This window comes from Ruegeria sp. AE4 (assembly GCF_056542185.1).
Genome location: NZ_JBQFZK010000012.1, coordinates 100,229 through 117,603 on the forward strand (window position 1 = coordinate 100,229; position 17,375 = coordinate 117,603).

At 59.4% G+C, this 17,375-nt stretch carries 18 protein-coding genes; 9 read left to right on the forward strand and 9 right to left on the reverse strand.

Going from position 1 to position 17,375, the window contains the following annotated elements; genetic code table 11:
- Nucleotides 1-29 precede the first annotated feature (29 nt).
- Nucleotides 30-935: an EamA family transporter RarD gene (gene rarD / locus ACR0EK_RS14860; RefSeq protein WP_267363579.1), complete on the forward strand. Its 906-nt coding sequence runs from the start codon at nt 30-32 to the stop codon at nt 933-935.
- Here the strand turns inward: rarD and ACR0EK_RS14865 are convergent.
- Complete coding sequence (locus ACR0EK_RS14865; protein WP_480506397.1) at nt 926-1,639, reverse strand: SGNH/GDSL hydrolase family protein; 714 nt, start codon at nt 1,637-1,639, stop codon at nt 926-928. The genes rarD and ACR0EK_RS14865 overlap by 10 nt on opposite strands.
- 4 nt (nt 1,640-1,643) lie before the next feature.
- Nucleotides 1,644-2,054: a nuclear transport factor 2 family protein gene (locus tag ACR0EK_RS14870; RefSeq protein WP_480506396.1), complete on the reverse strand. Its 411-nt coding sequence runs from the start codon at nt 2,052-2,054 to the stop codon at nt 1,644-1,646.
- A 92-nt stretch (nt 2,055-2,146) separates the two neighbouring features.
- On the opposite strand from ACR0EK_RS14870, the gene ACR0EK_RS14875 reads away from it, so the two are divergent.
- The gene (locus ACR0EK_RS14875; protein WP_267363583.1) at nt 2,147-2,794 is read left to right on the forward strand and encodes an RluA family pseudouridine synthase; all 648 of its coding nucleotides are present in this window, start codon (nt 2,147-2,149) and stop codon (nt 2,792-2,794) included.
- Between the two features lie 2 nt (nt 2,795-2,796).
- On the opposite strand, the gene ACR0EK_RS14880 is transcribed toward ACR0EK_RS14875, so the two are convergent.
- Nucleotides 2,797-2,988 carry a hypothetical protein gene (locus tag ACR0EK_RS14880; RefSeq protein WP_267363584.1) on the reverse strand — a complete coding sequence of 64 codons (192 nt, stop codon included), beginning with the start codon at nt 2,986-2,988 and terminating at the stop codon, nt 2,797-2,799.
- A 104-nt stretch (nt 2,989-3,092) separates the two neighbouring features.
- Between ACR0EK_RS14880 and ACR0EK_RS14885 the strand changes: the two genes are divergently transcribed.
- The 4 genes from ACR0EK_RS14885 to ACR0EK_RS14900 all read left to right on the forward strand — a co-directional run bounded on the left by ACR0EK_RS14885 (nt 3,093) and on the right by ACR0EK_RS14900 (nt 6,054).
- Nucleotides 3,093-3,785, forward strand: coding sequence for a helix-turn-helix transcriptional regulator (locus ACR0EK_RS14885; RefSeq protein WP_480774077.1), 693 nt, complete (start codon nt 3,093-3,095; stop codon nt 3,783-3,785).
- Nucleotides 3,786-3,910: 125 nt separating this feature from the next.
- Nucleotides 3,911-4,582 (forward strand): YiaD family glycine zipper/OmpA-like lipoprotein, encoded by a 672-nt coding sequence (locus tag ACR0EK_RS14890; protein WP_209505259.1) that lies wholly within the window; start codon nt 3,911-3,913, stop codon nt 4,580-4,582.
- A gap of 122 nt (nt 4,583-4,704) precedes the next feature.
- A complete protein-coding gene (locus tag ACR0EK_RS14895) occupies nt 4,705-5,247 on the forward strand; it encodes an NADPH-dependent FMN reductase (protein ID WP_480900432.1) in 543 nt (180 codons plus the stop codon).
- Between the two features lie 15 nt (nt 5,248-5,262).
- Entirely contained in the window at nt 5,263-6,054 is a 792-nt protein-coding gene (locus ACR0EK_RS14900; RefSeq protein WP_480900430.1) for an HTD2 family dehydratase, read from the forward strand.
- On the opposite strand, the gene ACR0EK_RS14905 is transcribed toward ACR0EK_RS14900, so the two are convergent.
- Nucleotides 6,046-7,080, reverse strand: coding sequence for an NAD(P)/FAD-dependent oxidoreductase (locus ACR0EK_RS14905; RefSeq protein ID WP_480967904.1), 1,035 nt, complete (start codon nt 7,078-7,080; stop codon nt 6,046-6,048). The genes ACR0EK_RS14900 and ACR0EK_RS14905 overlap by 9 nt on opposite strands.
- Before the next feature lie 55 nt (nt 7,081-7,135).
- On the opposite strand from ACR0EK_RS14905, the gene mnmC2 reads away from it, so the two are divergent.
- Nucleotides 7,136-7,801 (forward strand): tRNA (5-methylaminomethyl-2-thiouridine)(34)-methyltransferase MnmC2, encoded by a 666-nt coding sequence (mnmC2, locus tag ACR0EK_RS14910; RefSeq protein WP_480920564.1) that lies wholly within the window; start codon nt 7,136-7,138, stop codon nt 7,799-7,801.
- Entirely contained in the window at nt 7,798-8,667 is an 870-nt protein-coding gene (locus ACR0EK_RS14915; protein WP_480484082.1) for a DMT family transporter, read from the forward strand. Before mnmC2 ends, ACR0EK_RS14915 begins: the two co-directional genes overlap by 4 nt.
- Here the strand turns inward: ACR0EK_RS14915 and ACR0EK_RS14920 are convergent.
- Entirely contained in the window at nt 8,641-10,614 is a 1,974-nt protein-coding gene (locus tag ACR0EK_RS14920; protein WP_480900423.1) for a lytic transglycosylase domain-containing protein, read from the reverse strand. The genes ACR0EK_RS14915 and ACR0EK_RS14920 overlap by 27 nt on opposite strands.
- Before the next feature lie 133 nt (nt 10,615-10,747).
- Here ACR0EK_RS14920 and dapA point away from each other — a divergent pair, with 133 nt between their 5' ends.
- Nucleotides 10,748-11,620: a 4-hydroxy-tetrahydrodipicolinate synthase gene (gene dapA / locus ACR0EK_RS14925; protein WP_267363596.1), complete on the forward strand. Its 873-nt coding sequence runs from the start codon at nt 10,748-10,750 to the stop codon at nt 11,618-11,620.
- Nucleotides 11,621-11,753: 133 nt separating this feature from the next.
- Here dapA and ACR0EK_RS14930 read toward each other — a convergent pair whose 3' ends face one another.
- The 4 genes from ACR0EK_RS14930 to pta form a co-directional block, all read right to left on the reverse strand.
- Nucleotides 11,754-12,626, reverse strand: a complete 873-nt coding sequence (locus tag ACR0EK_RS14930) for a dimethyl sulfoxide reductase anchor subunit family protein (protein ID WP_480484080.1) — start codon at nt 12,624-12,626, stop codon at nt 11,754-11,756.
- On the reverse strand, nt 12,626-13,375 hold the full coding sequence (locus ACR0EK_RS14935) for a 4Fe-4S dicluster domain-containing protein (protein ID WP_267363598.1): 750 nt from the start codon (nt 13,373-13,375) through the stop codon (nt 12,626-12,628). Before ACR0EK_RS14935 ends, ACR0EK_RS14930 begins: the two co-directional genes overlap by 1 nt.
- Nucleotides 13,376-13,484: 109 nt before the next feature.
- On the reverse strand, nt 13,485-16,304 hold the full coding sequence (locus ACR0EK_RS14940; protein ID WP_480900421.1) for a molybdopterin oxidoreductase family protein: 2,820 nt from the start codon (nt 16,302-16,304) through the stop codon (nt 13,485-13,487).
- 90 nt (nt 16,305-16,394) lie between these two features.
- Nucleotides 16,395-17,375 (reverse strand): phosphate acetyltransferase (gene pta / locus ACR0EK_RS14945; RefSeq protein ID WP_480900420.1); only part of this gene is annotated, 981 nt, incomplete at its 5' end.

Below are 17,375 nucleotides of genomic sequence, written 5' to 3' on the forward strand. Positions count from 1 at the left end.
ACGGAACCGGTATAAACCGGAGAGCCTTCGTGACACCCACGCCATTACCACCTCAGAATGTGGATACTCCCAAAGGTTTGGCTTTGGCTGTCACAGCGTACGTCATGTGGGGATTCCTGCCGCTTTATATGAAGGCGATGGATCACATTGGACCTGTCGAGGTGGTGGCGCATCGGGTTATCTGGTCTGTTCCGGTTGCAGGTTTGCTGCTGGTCGCGCTGGGGCGCACCCGGGACTTGAAAGCTGCACTGGGCAATCCCCGGATGCTGGCCATGGCGGCTTTGACGGCGGCGCTGATTTCCGTGAACTGGGCGATCTATGTTTGGGCGATCTCGACGGGGCACGCGCTGGACGCGGCGTTGGGGTATTACATCAACCCGCTGTTCAGTATCGCGTTAGGCGCGATTTTGCTGCGTGAGCCCCTGACGCGGACCCAGCTGTTCGCGGTGGGGCTTGCCGCGCTGGGCGTTCTTGTGCTTGTGCTTGAGGCTGGGCGACTTCCCTGGGCGGCGCTGGGTTTGATGGTCAGTTGGGGTTTCTATGCATTCTTTAAGAGATCCCTTCCAATTGGTCCCAACCAGGGTTTTCTGCTTGAGGTCCTGATCCTTTTGATCCCGGCCCTGGCCTATGTCACCTGGCTGGGTGTGCAAGGCACAGGCCATTTCGGCGCAGCGATGTCCGATACCGCATTGTTGTCCTGCGCCGGTATCGTCACGGCGGTGCCATTGCTGGTCTATGCGAACGGAGCCAAGCTGGTGCGCCTGTCGACCATGGGCATCCTACAATACATTGCGCCGACTATGATTTTCATTACAGCCATCACTCTGTTCGGTGAGAAGATCGACACCGGACGCATGATCGCATTCCCCCTGATCTGGGTGGCTTTGGTCATTTACTCGATCCCATTGATCCGGCAGGCGCGGGCTCAGGCCTGAAGCAACAGGCGTGCTGCAGCATCTGCCCACAGCGCATAGGCCCGGGGGCTTGGGTGATAGCCGTCCGGTGCCGCCAGGGCCGGGTCGTCGGGCAGATCAAGCCTCAGGTGCAGCACATGGGGATGGACGGACACAACCTGTTGCAACGCATTATCCAGCCGCGCAGCCTGACGGCCAAGCACCCAGGCCAATGGATGTGGCAGGGCCGGAAACCTGTTCATTTGCGGAACGCCGGTGATGACTATTCGCCGCGCCCCCAGTTCGTTTGACAGGATGTTGATAAGCTGCGCCTGGCGATCCGCAAATGTGCGGCAAGAGACGGCGCGGGTGACGTCATTCACCCCCAAAGCCGTGACCACCGCATCGAATTCGCCCTTTATGCCCCTCAGGCGGTCAATCGTATCCAGCGTCGTGTACCCTGTGGTGGCCTCAAGTTGCCACTCAACCGTGTGATGTCTGGCCAGCCGGTCCACAAGCTGTCCCGACAAGGCCTGCGCCTGAGTTCCCGCGCCCACTCCGGCCGCCGAGCTATCGCCGGTGATCAGCAAACGCAGGCGGGGGCCACGCCCTGTTCGGCCCTCTCGCGGGCCAGTTGGCTCTGGCAAAAGCCGGGCGTTACGGCGCACCAAAAGGGCTTGCGTGGCCAGAACGGGCAACAAAGGCACACGTAGAACCTGGTCGGGTGCTATCAGGGTGCGCATCATCAGGTCACGTCAGGGCGTTTTTGAATTCCAGAAAACGAGCGTCAGTCATCACGCGCGCCATCATCGCCTCGCGCAAAGCGCCGACTGTTTTGTAGGGGCGCATGGCGACTTCGAAGATTTGGATCAAACCGTCCTCGTTCAGCGTAATGAGGTCAACGCCAATGCCGTCCAGATCTCCAATCTTGCATTGAAACTCCAGCGCCCAATCGTTGCCGGCGCCCATGATCCGGCGATACCGGAAGTCGGAAAAGACCTGCCCGACATGGCCAAGAACGGCAGCCACAGGTGCGCGCCCGGTCCAGGTGCTGAAATAGGTTGGTGGAAGGAACTTCACATCTTCGGCCAGCAGATCGTGGATCAGCGCCTCATCGCCCTTGGCGACAACCTCTTGTAGTCGTTCAATTGTCGGGTGCATGTCCTGTCCTCCTGCGCAGAAGTTCACCGAACATGGGCGGACGCGCAAGGACGACGTTGCGGGAAGAAGCGTGCTGAGATAGGCAGGCCCGCATGAGCGAAACCTATGCCCCCCCGCAAACCGCGCTGGACGTGCTGCACGAAGATGCGCAGCTGATTGTGGTGAACAAACCGTCGGGTCTGCTTTCCGTGCCGGGGCGGGGCGATCATCTGGCTGATTGCCTTCTGACACGCGTGCAGGCGGCTTTCCCTCAGGCGTTGCTTGTGCATCGACTGGACCGGGACACATCAGGTGTCATGGTTTTTGCCCAAACACCCCATGCGCAACGGCATCTGAGTATGCAGTTCGAAAAGCGGCAGACCCGGAAAACCTATATTGCCCGTGTCTGGGGGCGGATGGAGCCAAAGACCGGCACGGTTGACCTGCCGTTGATCGTGGACTGGCCCAACCGACCCAGACAAATGGTGTGTCATGATACGGGCAAACCTGCGGTCACCGATTGGCGCGTTGTGAAACATGAGGGCGAGACCTCTCGCGTGCGTATGTTTCCTAAAACCGGGCGGTCTCATCAGCTGCGCGTTCATATGCAGGCATTGGGTCACCCGATCCTGGGCGATCCGTTCTATGCAACAGGTGCGGCGAGGGAGTTTCCCAGATTGATGCTGCATTCCGAAGAATTGCGCCTGAAGCATCCCGAGGGCGGGCATTCGATGAAGTTTCGCGCCCTGCCCGATTTCTGATCTCAGGCAATTCTGGCCCACAGCATCTTCAGGTTGCCCAGCGAAATGCGTCTTGTTCGTTTCGTCGAAACCGATTGGCGGCGATGGCGCTCCTGCGCGATCTCACGTTCAATCTCGAAGGCACGCAGTGTGTGGTCCTGTGACCATTGGCCAAGTTTCAGTGTCATCATGACGTGGTTGTCGAGGTGCGGCATTTCTTGGCTCCTTGTGTGATATCCCCCCATAATCGCGCGTCACTGCTGACAGCATGTTGTCAGTGGGGTGTGCTAGGGTGTCAGCAGAGTGTCAGGAGAATGCGATGCGCCGTTCGACCCGTTTGTTTGAAATCATCCAGATCTTGCGGGCCGCAAGTGCGCCGGTCACGGCAGAAGCACTGGCCACCCGGCTAGAGGTGTCCAGCCGCACTGTCTATCGTGACATTGCCGAATTGCAGGCCCAGCGAACACCTATCGAAGGTGAGGCCGGTGTCGGTTACATGATGCGGCGCGGTTACGATCTGCCGCCTCTGAATTTCGACGCGGAAGAGGTTGAAGCCCTGTGGGTTGGCCTGTCTCTTCTGGCGCGCACCGGCGACAGCCACCTGCAGCGCGCCGCCAGTCGGATCTGTCAGAAGATCGATGCGCTGCATAGCCCGACTGATTGGTTGCAGGTTTCACCCTGGGGGGCTCCGGCGGATGATCCCGAGAAGGGGTGTGTTTCTGTTTCGCATTACCGCGAAGCTATTCGGGCAGAACGGAAAATCCGCATCACTTACGTAGATGGTGAAGGCGAACAAACCATCCGCGTGGTGCGCCCACTGGCGCTGATCTATCACGTCGAATGTTCGTTGCTGGCAGGGTGGTGCGAGATGCGAAACGGCTTTCGCCATTTCAGAACCGATCGCATCTGGTCCAGTGAATACACTGACGAAGGATTTCTGGGGCAGGGTAAATCTTTGCGCGATCTCTGGCAGGAGCAACAGCACGCGGGCACCTTTGCGGAACCGGTATGAGTGGCCTTTGGCGGGTATTCGCCTATTTCACCGCATTGTTGCTTGAGCCTGTGAGCAAGCGCAGTGATATACTGGGTGAAATGGATCAAGCCCGAAGAACGGGTACCGGAGCAGAAGGTGATATCATGACGATTTCAAAGTTTTTCCTGGCGACAGGCTTGTGTTCAATCATGGCCGTGACGGCCTGTACCGATCCGGGCACCCTGACCGTGCAGAACGACCCCAATAAAAATACCAAGCAGGGTGCGGTTCTGGGGGGGCTTATCGGTGCGGGTGTCGGCGCGATCGCCAATAATTCGAACCCGGGTCTTGGGGCGCTGGCTGGTGCCGCCATTGGTGCCACAGGTGGCGGTCTGATCGGCAACCAGTTGGACAAGCAGGCTGCGGAATTGCGTCAGCAACTGGCAAATGACGGGATTACTATCGTCAATGCGGGTGACCGGCTGATCGTGACTGTTCCGAATGACATTACGTTTGACACGGACAGCTCGACCGTGCGCCCGGCGCTGCGGGCGGATCTGGTGAAAGTGGGCCAAAACCTTGTCAACTATCCCAACTCGAACGTGCAGATCATCGGTCATACCGACAGCGATGGTGACGCGTCTTATAATCAGGGATTGTCCGAGCGTCGCGCAAACGCGGTCGCGGATATCCTGCAGGCCAATGGTGTCAGCTACAGCCGTATCAGAACCTACGGTCAGGGTGAGAACAACCCGGTCGCGTCCAACCTGACGCCACAAGGGAAAGCGCAAAACCGTCGGGTTGAGATTGTCGTAGTCCCCAGCGGAAACGCGTGATCCTGAAACGCAGGACCGGTCTGGCCCGGCCCTTGTTGCGCAATGACTGTGCGTCAATGGGGGTTTGGTCAGGGTCAATCTCGGTTTAACTATTGGGAAACACTGAAACGGAGTTGTCCCTGATGTCTCAACCGACCCTGCTTGGCCTGTCCGGCTCCCTGCGCAAGGACGCGACGAACCGCAAGCTGCTGCGCGAAGCTGCCCGGTTATTCGACCCTGTCAGCTATGCCGAAGCAGACCTGAACCTGCCGCTGTATGATGGCGATCTGGAGGATGCCGAAGGGATACCGGCATCTGTTCAGATGCTGGCCGACCAGATCGGGCAGGCGGATGCGGTGATCATCTCGACGCCCGAGTACAACAAAGGGCCTTCGGGAGTTCTGAAAAACGCACTGGACTGGGTCAGCCGGACAAAGGGCAATCCATGGGCGGGCAAGCCGGTTGCCGTGATGTCGGCGGCGGGTGGCCGCGCTGGTGGGGAAAGGGCGCAGATGATCCTGCGCGCCTGCATGGTGCCCTTTCAGCCCCGCATCTTGCAGGGTCCGGAAATCCACCTCGCCGACAGTTCGAATGAGTTCGACGATCAGGGAAGGTTGTTGTCCGAGCGATATGAAAATTCACTGCACATGCTGATGCAGAAACTCAGGGCCGAGGCCGGTTTCTGAGCTTGGACTGCCCATATGTTGGAACAGCGTCAAAGCGATATCCTTGACCCGGCCCGTGCAGCGTCGTTTCAGGTTGCGTTGGGCTCTGAGCCAACAATTGCCAAAGGCTCAGCTCTGCCGCCATTCTTCCATCAGCTCTATTTCTGGGCGCCGCAACCGCCTGCCGAGCTGGGGCGGGATGGGCATCCCAAGGTGGGTGGCCTGATCCCGGATATGGGATTGCCCCGCAGAATGTGGGCCGGTGGGCAATTGGAATTTCATGCACCGCTGATCGCGGGTGTCCCTGCTGACAGGACATCGGTTCTTGAAAACCAAAGCGCAAAAGCGGGGCGGTCCGGCCCGTTGGGTTTTGTCACGTTGCGGCACGAGATACGGCAAGGCGGCCAACTTTGTCTGACAGAATGGCAGGATCTTGTTTATCGTGAAGACCCCGCACCGGGTGTGATGGCTCCGGCGCCGCCCCAATCGCGCACGGATGAAACGGATATCCGCGCGGTCGAGTTTAATTCCACCCTGCTGTTTCGCTATTCGGCGCTGACCTTCAACGGCCATCGCATTCACTACGATCTGGACTATGCGCGTGATGTGGAAGGATATGCAGGGCTGGTTGTGCACGGGCCACTTCTGGCGCAGCTTCTGATGCTGTTTGCAGTTGATCTTGGCGGACCACTCAAATCGTTTTCTTTCCGTGCGACCTCACCGTTGATGCATTTCGAGACTGCCCAGCTGTGCCGGAACGGTCAGGACATGTGGGTGCGCGGCCCGGACGGGCGGCAATGCATGAAGGCTGTGGCCCTATCACAGTGAGGCTTCGGGGCGGAAGTCATCGGGGATCGAATCCCGATCCTCCAGCATCAGATCAGCCATGACCTCGGCCACTTTCGGAGCCATGCCAAATCCGATCTTGAAGCCGCCATTGGCGATGAATTGACCCTGGTGCAACGGATGCAGGCCCAACATCGGGGCGCGACTTTTGCTGCGGGGACGCACCCCGGCCCAACGTTCGATCACCTCGGCCCCGTGCAAAAGCGGCAGCGCGCGCGTGGCGCGGTCTATGACATCGTCCAAAGCACCGTCTGTGCTGGTCGGGTCGTCATAATCCCGTTCAGACGATGATCCGATTGCAAGCGTTCCGTCCGCATGTGGCACGATATGGACCGCATCTGCGAATAGCTGTGGCATCTCTCCTGCATCAAAGCGCAACAGGGCGGCCTGACCTTTGACACCGTTTCCGACGGTCTTTCCGTAGGCGTCGTTCAGTTCCAGTAATCCTGCTAGGCCCGTGGCGTGGACAACCTGTCCTTTATCATCAGCGTTACTGACAACGTGAACGCCCATCACCTCAAGGGCTGCAACCAACGCAGCGCAGGCCCGCCGGGGATGCATGCGCGCTGTCAGTGTATCGCGGATGACAAAGCCGGTGGGGCTGGGCGGGTACCACGATCCGGCCTGCGATGTTTTGATCACCCGCCATTCTGCCTGCCCCTGCCAAAGCTGATCGGCTGAACTTTCGCGTTGCCGGGCCAGATCAAGGCTGCGGGTGTCAGGAATGGGTTGAAGACGGCCCAGACGGCCATAGCCGGGGGAAACGCCGCCGGTACCCTCGACCTGCTGCCAAAAGGGTTCGGCCATGATCAGGCTGTCGAATTGAAAAGCTTTCTTGGCATTCCAGTTTTCGGGCACATGCGGGGCCAAGGCCCCCACCAGACCGCCACTGGACCCGGAACCCGGCCCAAAAGGGTCGACAACCTGTACCTTCGCGCCCCGCCGGGCGCAGGTCCAGGCGATGGACAAGCCGAAAATTCCTGCCCCGCGAACCGTCACATCGACCATTGCCAATTCCCTTTTCCTTGTTCAGTGTCGCGCCGCTTAGCTACAGGATTCCCCGATGGCAGACCAGCATGCCGAATTGACGTGGACCGAGGATCAGATACCGGTCTCGGACCGTTTCGACGATCCCTACTACTCGTTGCAAAACGGGCTGGAAGAGACGCGCCATGTGTTTCTGGCAGGCAATGATCTGCCAGAACGCTTTGCGCCGGGGTTTCATATTGCCGAGTTGGGCTTTGGCACCGGTCTGAACCTGCTGACGGTTTGGTCTGAATGGGAGAAATCCGGCCAAACAGGCCCGCTTCGGTTCACCAGTTTCGAAGCCTTTCCCATGGCCACGGATGATATGCGTCACGCGCATGAGGCCTTCCCCGAGTTACACCCGTGGAGCAGCCGGTTTCTGGCCCATTGGACAGGTCACGCCTGCAATCTTGAAACCCTTCAATGCGAAGTGATCATCGGCGATGCGCGCAACAGCCTGCCGCAATGGGCAGGCATGGCCAACGTCTGGTTCCTTGACGGGTTCTCTCCTGCCAAGAACCCTGAATTGTGGGGGGCAGAGCTGATGCAGCAAGTGGCGGCGCATACTGCCACCGATGGCACGGCAGCCACATATACGGCCGCCGGGTTTGTTCGCCGCGGGCTTCAGGATGCCGGTTTCACCGTCACCCGTACATCCGGCTATGGCCGCAAGCGGCACATGACGCGGGCGCTCAAGGCATGACGCAGAAAAACAATGCAGGTGCGGGTATCGCCCTGATGGTGGGCGCGACGATTGTCTTTGCCTTGCAGGACGGTATCTCACGCCATTTGGCCGGAACCTATAACACCTACATGGTGGTGATGATCCGCTATTGGTTCTTTGCGGCCTTTGTCATTGCATTGGCGGCGCGATCTTCCGGCGGGTTAAGGGCGGCCATGCAGACGAACCAGATGGGGCTTCAGATACTGCGGGGCCTGCTGCTGGCCACCGAGATCTGCGTCGCCGTGTTCGGTTTCACAGTGCTCGGTCTGATCGACAGTATGGCCGTTTTCATAAGCTATCCCCTGCTTGTCGCCGCGCTGAGCGGTCCGGTTCTGGGTGAAAAGGTTGGATGGCGGCGCTGGGTTGCGATCGGTGTCGGTTGCATTGGTGTTCTGATCATTCTGCAGCCGGGCGTTGGTGTTTTTGATCCTTGGGCCGTCATACCGCTGATCTCGGCGTTTCTGTTTGCGATTTACGGCCTGCTGACACGCTATGTCGCACGTCAGGACAGCACGGCCACCAGCTTTTTCTGGACCGGCGTTGTTGGTGCCATCGCCATGACCCTTTTTGGAATGTGGTTCTGGGAGCCAATGGCCCGCAGCGACTGGCTGTGGATGGCGTTGCTGTGCGTCAGCGGGGCAACGGGGCACTGGCTGCTGATCAAATGTTATGAGATGGCCGAAGCCAGCGCCGTCCAACCCTTCGCCTATTTCCACCTTGTCTGGAGCGCGATTCTGGGGATTTCGATCTTTGGTGAAAAACTGCGCCCCGAAGTTGTCACGGGCGCAGCGATTGTTGTGGCCGCAGGTCTGTTTACCTTATGGCGCGAACGCCGCCAGCGATGATCCGATCAGTTCCTGCGAAAACGGAACCGGCAGGGCGGGCTGCCCCAGACGGGCGCGGTAGACCGGCAGGCTTTCGGTCACGCGCATCACATAATTGCGCGTCTCATTGAACGGAATGGTCTCAATCCAGTCTACGATATCCACCTCACCGGTGCGCGGATCACCATAGCGTTCCATCCACGAGATCGGGCGCTTTGGACCGGCATTGTATCCGGCCGCCATCATGACGACATTCCCGTTGAACTCGGTCGCAAGGCCCGAAAGATAGTTGGCGCCAAGCTTGGCATTGTATTGCCAGTCCGACGTCAACCGACCGGTCTGATGGCCGCTGAGTATCCCCAGTTCTCCGGCCACCAGCTTGGCTGTTGCTGGCATCACTTGCATCAGGCCGCGCGCCCCCGCGCCGCTGACGACAACCGGATCAAATTCGCTTTCGCGCCGCGCGATGGCCAGCGTCATTTCCTTGGCCATTGGCAGGCGCATGTCGGCCACCGGATGAACCGGGTAATAGGCCGCAGGCAAAACGGTGCCCGTGGTCGCTGCCCGCTTGGCGATCATCACGGCCAGATGTGGCTGTTTCAGCTCAATCGCAAGGTCGCCCAACTGATTGGCCTGCACAGGGTCAAGACCTTCGACAAGATGGGTCAGGAACCTCTCGGACAAGTTGTCTTCGCCGGCCTTGAGCAACAGCAGCCCGGCTTCCAGAACGCTGGAATCGGCGAAATCTGCCTGACGCCAATGCGGGGCGCGACGCGGATTGGCCAGTTCCTTGTCAAATGGTCGTCCGATCCGTTCCGCCGCCAGAAGACCATAAAAAGAGGTCTGATGGTCCGCGCCCATGGCGTAGGCCTCATAGGCTTTGTCTGCGTCCCCAAGCTCGGCGTAAGCCCGCCCCAGCCAATAGCCGCCGCGCCCTTTCGAGATTGGCGATTGCACGGCATCCGAAAAATTCTGGAAGTGTCGCACGGCTGTGGCGGGGTCATTCAGTTTGCGCAGGGCCAGAAACCCGGCCAGCCACTCCAGATCCGCATAGGAATATCCCATTTCGGGGGTCATATGGTGCTTGGCCGCTACGTCATAAGCACGCGCCGCCCGCCCCGATCGCATCTCGAGCCGGGCCAGACGGCGGCGACCCTCGGCCCATTTGTCAGGCTCGCCCAGGGCTTCCGGTCCGCTTGACCGTGCCAGCATCAGGTCGACGGCGCTGTCATCCAGTTCTTTCTTGTCCCGCCAGACAAAACGGTCGAATGCCAGCCCCGGCGTATCTGCCAGCGACTTCGGCACCGCCGCCACCTTGCCGTCAACGCCTGGCTGGCGTTTCTGCAATGCGATCCGCGCTTCGGCCAACTTGCGCTCGTCGGTGCTGACCAGGGGCAGCATCTGTTCTGCGCTGACCAAATGGCCATCCCACAGCATCCGGTCCAGCCGCGCGGCATGGTGCGGCTTCAGCAGTCTGGCAAAATTCTCCAGATAGTCCTTTTGCAACCCCGACCCCATCGGCATGGTACGCCAGGCTGTCACGATATCGGCTTCCGCCTCGCCAATGCGCCCTTTGGCCTTAAGGGCCACCGCATAGTTCAGCGCGCCTTCAGCAGTCTGAGGGGGCAAGCCAGCGTAAAACTTCAGAACTCTGTCGGGATCGGCCCCGGTAAAGACCGGCTCGCTCTTGCGGCGCAGCCAGTCCAGCCCGGGCCAGTCCGGGCGGCGTTCGAGAAACACCAGCACATCGCCCGAGCTGCCAAATCCCTCACGTAACCAGTGCCAGACGATGACATCGCGCGAGACCGAGCCGCGCTGGCCCGATACGCGCAGCGCCGCATTCCAGTCGCCCTTGCGCATTTCATACAGCCCGGAGCGCAAATCATCGGCCGCATCCGCGCGTGCGGCTTGCGGTGTCGTCACTGCGTATAGAATCAAACCGGTCAACAGTGCCAGAAAGCGTGTCATCCCTTGCATTTCCCAACCAACCGAGGATAGAGCCTGTGAGGATAAACCCTGCGCCGGCGGGATCAACTCACAAAGCTGGAAACGTGAGTGACCAGGGCGCAAAAACCGCAATATGCACCTTAAGGAGCGTGTCATGTTCAAAGGCTCGATGCCAGCCCTCGTCACTCCGTTCAACAACGGCGAGTTGGACCTGAAGACGCTTAAACATCTGGTTGAATGGCAGATCTCCGAAGGCTCGACCGGGCTGGTGCCTGTTGGAACCACCGGCGAAAGCCCGACGCTCAGCCACGACGAACACGAAACGGTCATCGAAGAAGTGGTCAAAACGGCTGCTGGCCGTGTTCCGGTTATTGCCGGTGCCGGGTCGAACAACACGGTCGAAGCCGTCCGGTTCGTTCAGTTCGCCGAAAAAGTTGGTGCCGATGCGGCGCTGGTTGTCACGCCTTACTACAACAAACCGACTCAACGCGGCCTGATCGCGCATTTCCAAGCCCTGCACGAGGCTGCGGATATTCCGATCATCATCTACAACATTCCCGGGCGATCGGTCATCGACATGACCCCGGCCACCATGGGCGAACTGGCCCGGTTGCCGCGTATTGTCGGGGTCAAGGATGCGACGGGCGATCTGGCGCGCGTCAGCCAGCAGCGTGCGATCTGTGGCAAGGACTTCTGCCAGCTATCCGGTGAAGACGCCACTGCACTGGGTTTTAACGCCCATGGCGGTGTCGGATGCATTTCAGTCACCGCAAACGTGGCTCCCAGGCTATGCGCCGAATTCCAGCAGGCCACATTGTCGGGCGATTATGCAAAGGCACTGGAATACCAGGACAAGCTGATGCCGCTGCACGAAGCGATCTTTATAGAACCCGGGTTGGTCGGCGCCAAATACGCGCTCAGCAAACTGGGTCTCTGCAGCACCGAAGTCCGCTCACCTCTGACTGAGCTGGAAGACAACACAAAAGCCGCGATTGATGCGGCAATGGCACACGCGGGCCTCATCTAACCCGGCCTTCAGAAACCAGTAAAGGCGGCCTCGACTACCGAGTGCCGCCTTTTTGGTTTTCAGGATCCAAACTTCATCTGGCCAAAAATATCCCGGGGGAGCCGCGGCTTGCCGCGGCGGGGGCAGAGCCCCCTCAGCGTTTGCCGTAATAAAGCCCTACGACATGTTCAGCCTGCGCAAAGAACAACCAGCGCGAGGTCGCGATGCCTGCCAGATGCGATGCCACTGCCAGCAGGGCCAGGAAATGGTTGAATGGCAGGACCAGAAACAGAACCGGCAGAACAAAGGCCAATACAAACGAGATCACCCTTAGCTTATCGGCATGTTTGCGCCCGACCACATGAACAAACTCACGCAGCAGATAGTTGGTACCGGTATGCGGTGGCTCGAACGCTCTGACGGTACCCCGGTTACCCAAACCTGTGGCTGTGCCCAGATTCGTTCCGGATGCTTCCAGCGCTTTGTCGCCTTTCTTCCAATACAGGATTTGAACCAAAGCGGCGATCAGCAGAAGCGGAATGGCAACCCGTGTCTGGCCAGCCAGCAACGCACCACCTGCCAGGCTGAAGCTCAGGAACATGGCGGGGGTCAGGTTCATATTCCAGCGCGGGATGGTCTTGAGTTGCGTGTAGATCATCGAAGTCGTGAACACGGTCGCCAGTGACATCAACGCTCCGATCCAACCCAGCAGGCTCCATTGCCGATCCAGAAACACCACGCCAATCGCGTAAAGCCCCATGACGACCAGGGCGAGCACGGCACACCAGCCCTCACGGCTGAGCCAGCTCGTTTTCCATTGAGTAAAAGCCTTCCAGGCCCGTTCTGGGTGGCCGAGATGGAAGGTCGAGGCCATCAGCCCTCCGACGGCCAGACCGTAAGCAATGGCGAAGAACACAAAGGCCACCCAACCCGAGACAGCCGGAAGGCCAAGACCAAGAAAGAAGAGCAGGCCGAAGCCCAGACCGGACAGGGTGGTAAAGAGGATGACGGAGGGTGCAGGATGCATCAGAGTTTCTCCAACGTCTTGTCGAGCCAGCCGAGGAAGCCCTTGGGCTCTTCAGCGACAGGTGCCAACAGGGGGGCCAGGATGTCGATCTGATCTTCCACCGTGTCTTTCGGGCGCGGCGGCAGATATTTATTGACGGGTTTGGTGCCCATTTCGGGCATCAGGTCCATTCCGCCGCGATCCGCAACAAGCTTGCTGACGTCGCTGTCCGGATCGCCCAGATCGCCAAAGTGCCGCGCGCCCGCCGGACAGGTTCGGACACAGGAGGGAATCCGGTCCACCTCGGGCAGGTTCTCGTTATAGATCCGGTCGACGCAGAGTGTGCATTTCTTCATCACCCCCTCGGCCTTGTCCAGTTCACGCGCGCCATAGGGGCAGGACCAGGCACACAGGCCGCACCCGATACAGTCGCTTTCATTAACCAGCACGATGCCATCTTCGACCCGCTTGTAGCTGGCCCCGGTCGGGCACACGGTAACACAGGGCGCATCTTCGCAATGCAGGCAGGATTTAGGGAAATGGATCAGTTGCGCGTGCCCTTCCGCCGGTTGCACCTCGTAGGAATGCACGCGGTTCAAGAAAGTGCCCGAAGGATTGGCGCCATAGGCATCCTGATCGGACAGTGGCGCGCCATAATTCTCCGTGTTCCAGCCTTTGCAGGAAATCACGCAGGCATGGCAACCAACGCAGGTGTCCAGGTCGATCACCAGACCCATCTTGCGCTCGGTGGAGTTCGGTAGCTGGGTCATGTCAGGATACCTGTGCTGTTGAGGACGGGTGAGGGGGCCAGCCCCCTCTTGAGCCTGCGGCTCAATTCACCCCCGGGATATTTGTGGCCAGATGAAGTGCGGATCCGGGTCATTTGCCCACCTTCCACGCCAAATTCGCAGGGCCCGTTCCTACCGGTGATTTGATTGGGTCAAAATGAGGCTGGCTTTGGGCATCGGCGGGCGCGTCGGCCTTTTCGATTTTCACCTTCAGGTCAAACCATGCGGCCTGACCAGTAATGGGGTCGGAATTGGCCCAACGTAGCCCGTCGCCTTTTGGCGGCAGCAATTCGTGGATCAGGTGGTTGAGCAGGAAACCCTTGGTGGCCTCGGGCGCGTCCTCTTGCAGGGCCCAGGCGCCTTTGCGTTTGCCGATGGCGTTCCATGTCCAGACGGTGTTGTCGTTCAGCGCGGCCATTTCCATCACAGGGACCGTAATCTCACCATGAGGGGATGTGATTTTGGCCCAATCTCCGTCGTTCAGGCCGTGCTTGCGCATCAGCCTGGTCGGAACATAAAGCGGATTTCGCCCGTGCAACTGCCGCAGCCAGGCGTTTTGCGTGCCCCAGCTGTGATACATCGCCATCGGGCGCTGGGTCAGCGCGTTGACTGTGAAGCCGTCGTTGCCGTGCTGATCGGTTTCGTACCAGATCGGAAGCGGGTCCATCGTGTCTTTGATCCGCTGGCGCAAATGATCAGGCGGCTGTCGGTCGCCATGGCCTTCGGCTGCCAGCTGAAACTTGCGCATCGGTTCGGAGTAGAGTTGGAATAGGTATGGCTGCGGGCTGTCATAGAGCCCCATGCCCACGGCCCATTCCTGATAGGCTGCATTCCACGGTTTGTAGTAATCCGCGCCTTGCGGGATATGCGCCACGTAGAAGCCGCCGTTTTCGATATAGCGGTTCAACTGATCCGGGTTGACCTCTCCGCGCCCTTCCTTGTCGGCGTTTTCACCGCGGAATCCGGCCAGCGGGCCAATACCCGGCTTGCGTTCGTGATTGACGATGTAGTCGGCGTAATCGACCCATTTTGCGCTGCCGTCTTCATGGGTGAAACCCGGAAGTTTCATGCGGTTAGCGAGATCGATCAATACTGACTGAAATCCGCGCACGTCGCGGTCCGGTTCGATCACAGGCCAGCGGATTGCGTCAGCGGCCGCATCCGCCTCGCAAATCGGGCGATCCAGCAGCGAAATACAGTCGTGGCGTTCGAGGTAGGTCGTGTCCGGAAGGATGAGGTCCGCGTAGGCCACCATCTCGGAAGAATAGGCGTCCGAATAGATGATGCGCGGGATCACGTAATCGCCGTTTTCATCTTTGTCCGTCAGCATCTCGATGACACCCTTGGTGTTCATGGTCGAGTTCCACGACATGTTGGCCATGTACATGAACAGCGTATCGATCTTATACGGGTCGCCCGCATGTGCGTTCGAGATCACCATATGCATCAGCCCGTGACTGGACATCGGGTTTTCCCAGGTGAACGCCTTGTCGATCCGCGCGGGGCTGCCATCTTCCTTCAGTGCAAGGTGTTCCGGGCCGCGGACAAACCCCAGATGCGGGCCATCCAGCGGAGAATTGGGCGTCACCTTGCAATGCGGTGTCGGGTGCGCCTCGACCGGTTTGGGGTAGGGGGGCTTGAAGCGGAAGCCGCCGGGAACCTCGACCGTGCCAAGGATGATCTGCAGCACATGCAGCGCGCGGCAGGTCTGGAAACCATTGGCATGAGCCGAAACGCCGCGCATCGAGTGCATCGCGACAGGGCGGCCAATCATCTTGGTGTGTTTCTCGCCCCGGAAATCGGTCCATTCGTGATCGAGCTCAAACGCCTCGTCAAAGGCGACACGCGCCAGTTCCGCTGCAATCGCGCGAATGCGATTGGCGGGGATACCGCATTTTTCGGCAACAGCTTCGGGCGCGTGTTCCTCGGACAGGTATTTTTCTGCCATCAAGTGAAACACAGGGCGATGAACGACACCGTCGTTTTCGTAGACCGCCGACAAATCCGGGCGAACGCCAGGCGTGTCGAAGGCCGTCAGCTTGCCTGTATTCCGGTCGATGACCAGGGGCTTTCCGTCATCGTCGCGCAGGAACAGGCCGTTTCCGGCGCCTTCGGACGCGTCCACCAAAACCGGGGCGTTGGTGTAGCGGCTGAGATAGTCGAGATCGATCTTTCCGGCTTTCATCAGCACATGGATCAATGACAGGATGAACAGTCCGTCAGTTCCCGGTGTGATGCCGACCCAATCATCAGCGACAGCGTTGTATCCGCTGCGGATAGGGTTGACGCCAATAACACGTGCACCGCGCGCCTTGATCTTGCCAATACCCATTTTGATCGGGTTGGAGTCGTGGTCTTCGGCCACGCCAAACAACATGAACAGTTTGGTGTGGTCCCAATCAGGCTGGCCGAATTCCCAGAATGCGCCGCCCATCGTATAAATGCCGCCCGCAGCCATATTGACCGAACAAAAGCCGCCATGCGCCGCATAGTTGCAGGTTCCGAAGTTTTGCGCCCAGAAGCTGGTGAAGCTCTGGCTTTGGTCCCGGCCGGTGAAAAAGGCCAGCTTTTCCGGGTTGTCTTTACGGATCGGCTCCAGCCAGCTGACAGCCAGTTCCAGCGCTTCGTCCCAGCTGATCTCCTCAAATTCGCCCGAGCCACGCGGGCCGACCCGTTTCAGTGGCTTGCGCAGGCGCGAGGGGGCATTGACCTGCATGATCCCGGCAGACCCCTTGGCACACAGGACTCCCTTGTTCACCGGGTGGTCGCGATTGCCTTCGATATAAGCAACCTTGCCGTCTTTCATGTGAACGTTGATGCCGCATCGACAGGCGCACATGTAGCAGGTGGTCCTGCGGATTTCGTCCGAGACTTTCGGTGACGTATCAAGGATCGGCTGCTGATGGGTCATTTGCGGGTCCAGTTGGTTATGTCAGGAGGATTTTGTCAGTTTCCTCGGTATTTTAGAACATCGTTCCGGGAGCGGTGCGAAAATTAAGTGTTACAGTCCATTTGCCTGTAGCGCGGTCACGGCGATCATCTGGGTCACATCCTCGGCGCTGCATCCGCGGGACAGATCGTTGGCGGGTTTGGCCAGCCCCTGTAAGACCGGTCCGATGGCGGTGTAGCCCCCCAGTCTTTGGGTGATTTTGTAGCCGATATTGCCAGCATCAAGGTTGGGAAAGATCATCACGTTGGCCTGCCCGGCGACAGACGAACCCGGTGATTTACGCTCACCAACCGAAGGTACAAAGGCGGCGTCGAATTGCAGTTCACCGTCGACGTTCAGATCTGGCGCGGCCTGGCGTAGCGACTCAGTGGCCTCGATCACCTTGTCCACATCGGGATGCTTGGCGCTGCCCTTGGTGGAAAAGCTGAGCATCGCGATCTTTGGATCGACCTGCAGCAGCGTCCGGGCCGATGTGGCGGACGCGATGGCGATCTTGCTCAGCTCGCCCGCGGTCGGATTGATGACCAGCCCGCAATCGGAATACAGCATCGCCCGCGCCCCGGGCTGAGCGTTTTCCGGCGGGTACATCAGGAAGAAAGACGACACCATTCCTGCATCGGGGGCCATGCCAATCACCTGGATCGCCGCACGGACGATTTCGCCGGTCGTGTGAACGGCCCCGCCTACAGTGCCGGTGGCGCGTCCGCTGCGCACCAGCATGGCGGCATAGACGGGGGGTGTTTCAACGGCAGCACGGGCCTTGGCCCGATCGACGCCTTTATGCTGGCGAAGTTCGAAAAAGGTCTGGGCAAATTCTTCGGTCAGGTCCGAAGTCTTGGGGTCATGGATCTCAATGCCCTGAGAGGCCGCAGCCCCCTGATCGTTCAGGGCTGCTTCGACCTCGGCGTGCGGGCCAACCAGAATGATATCGGCCAGATTGGCCCTCTGCGCGTTGATGGCCCCTTTTGTGATGCGGGGGTCGTTGCCTTCGCTGAGGGCGATTATGGGACGGGTGGCCGGAGCGTTTTGCCG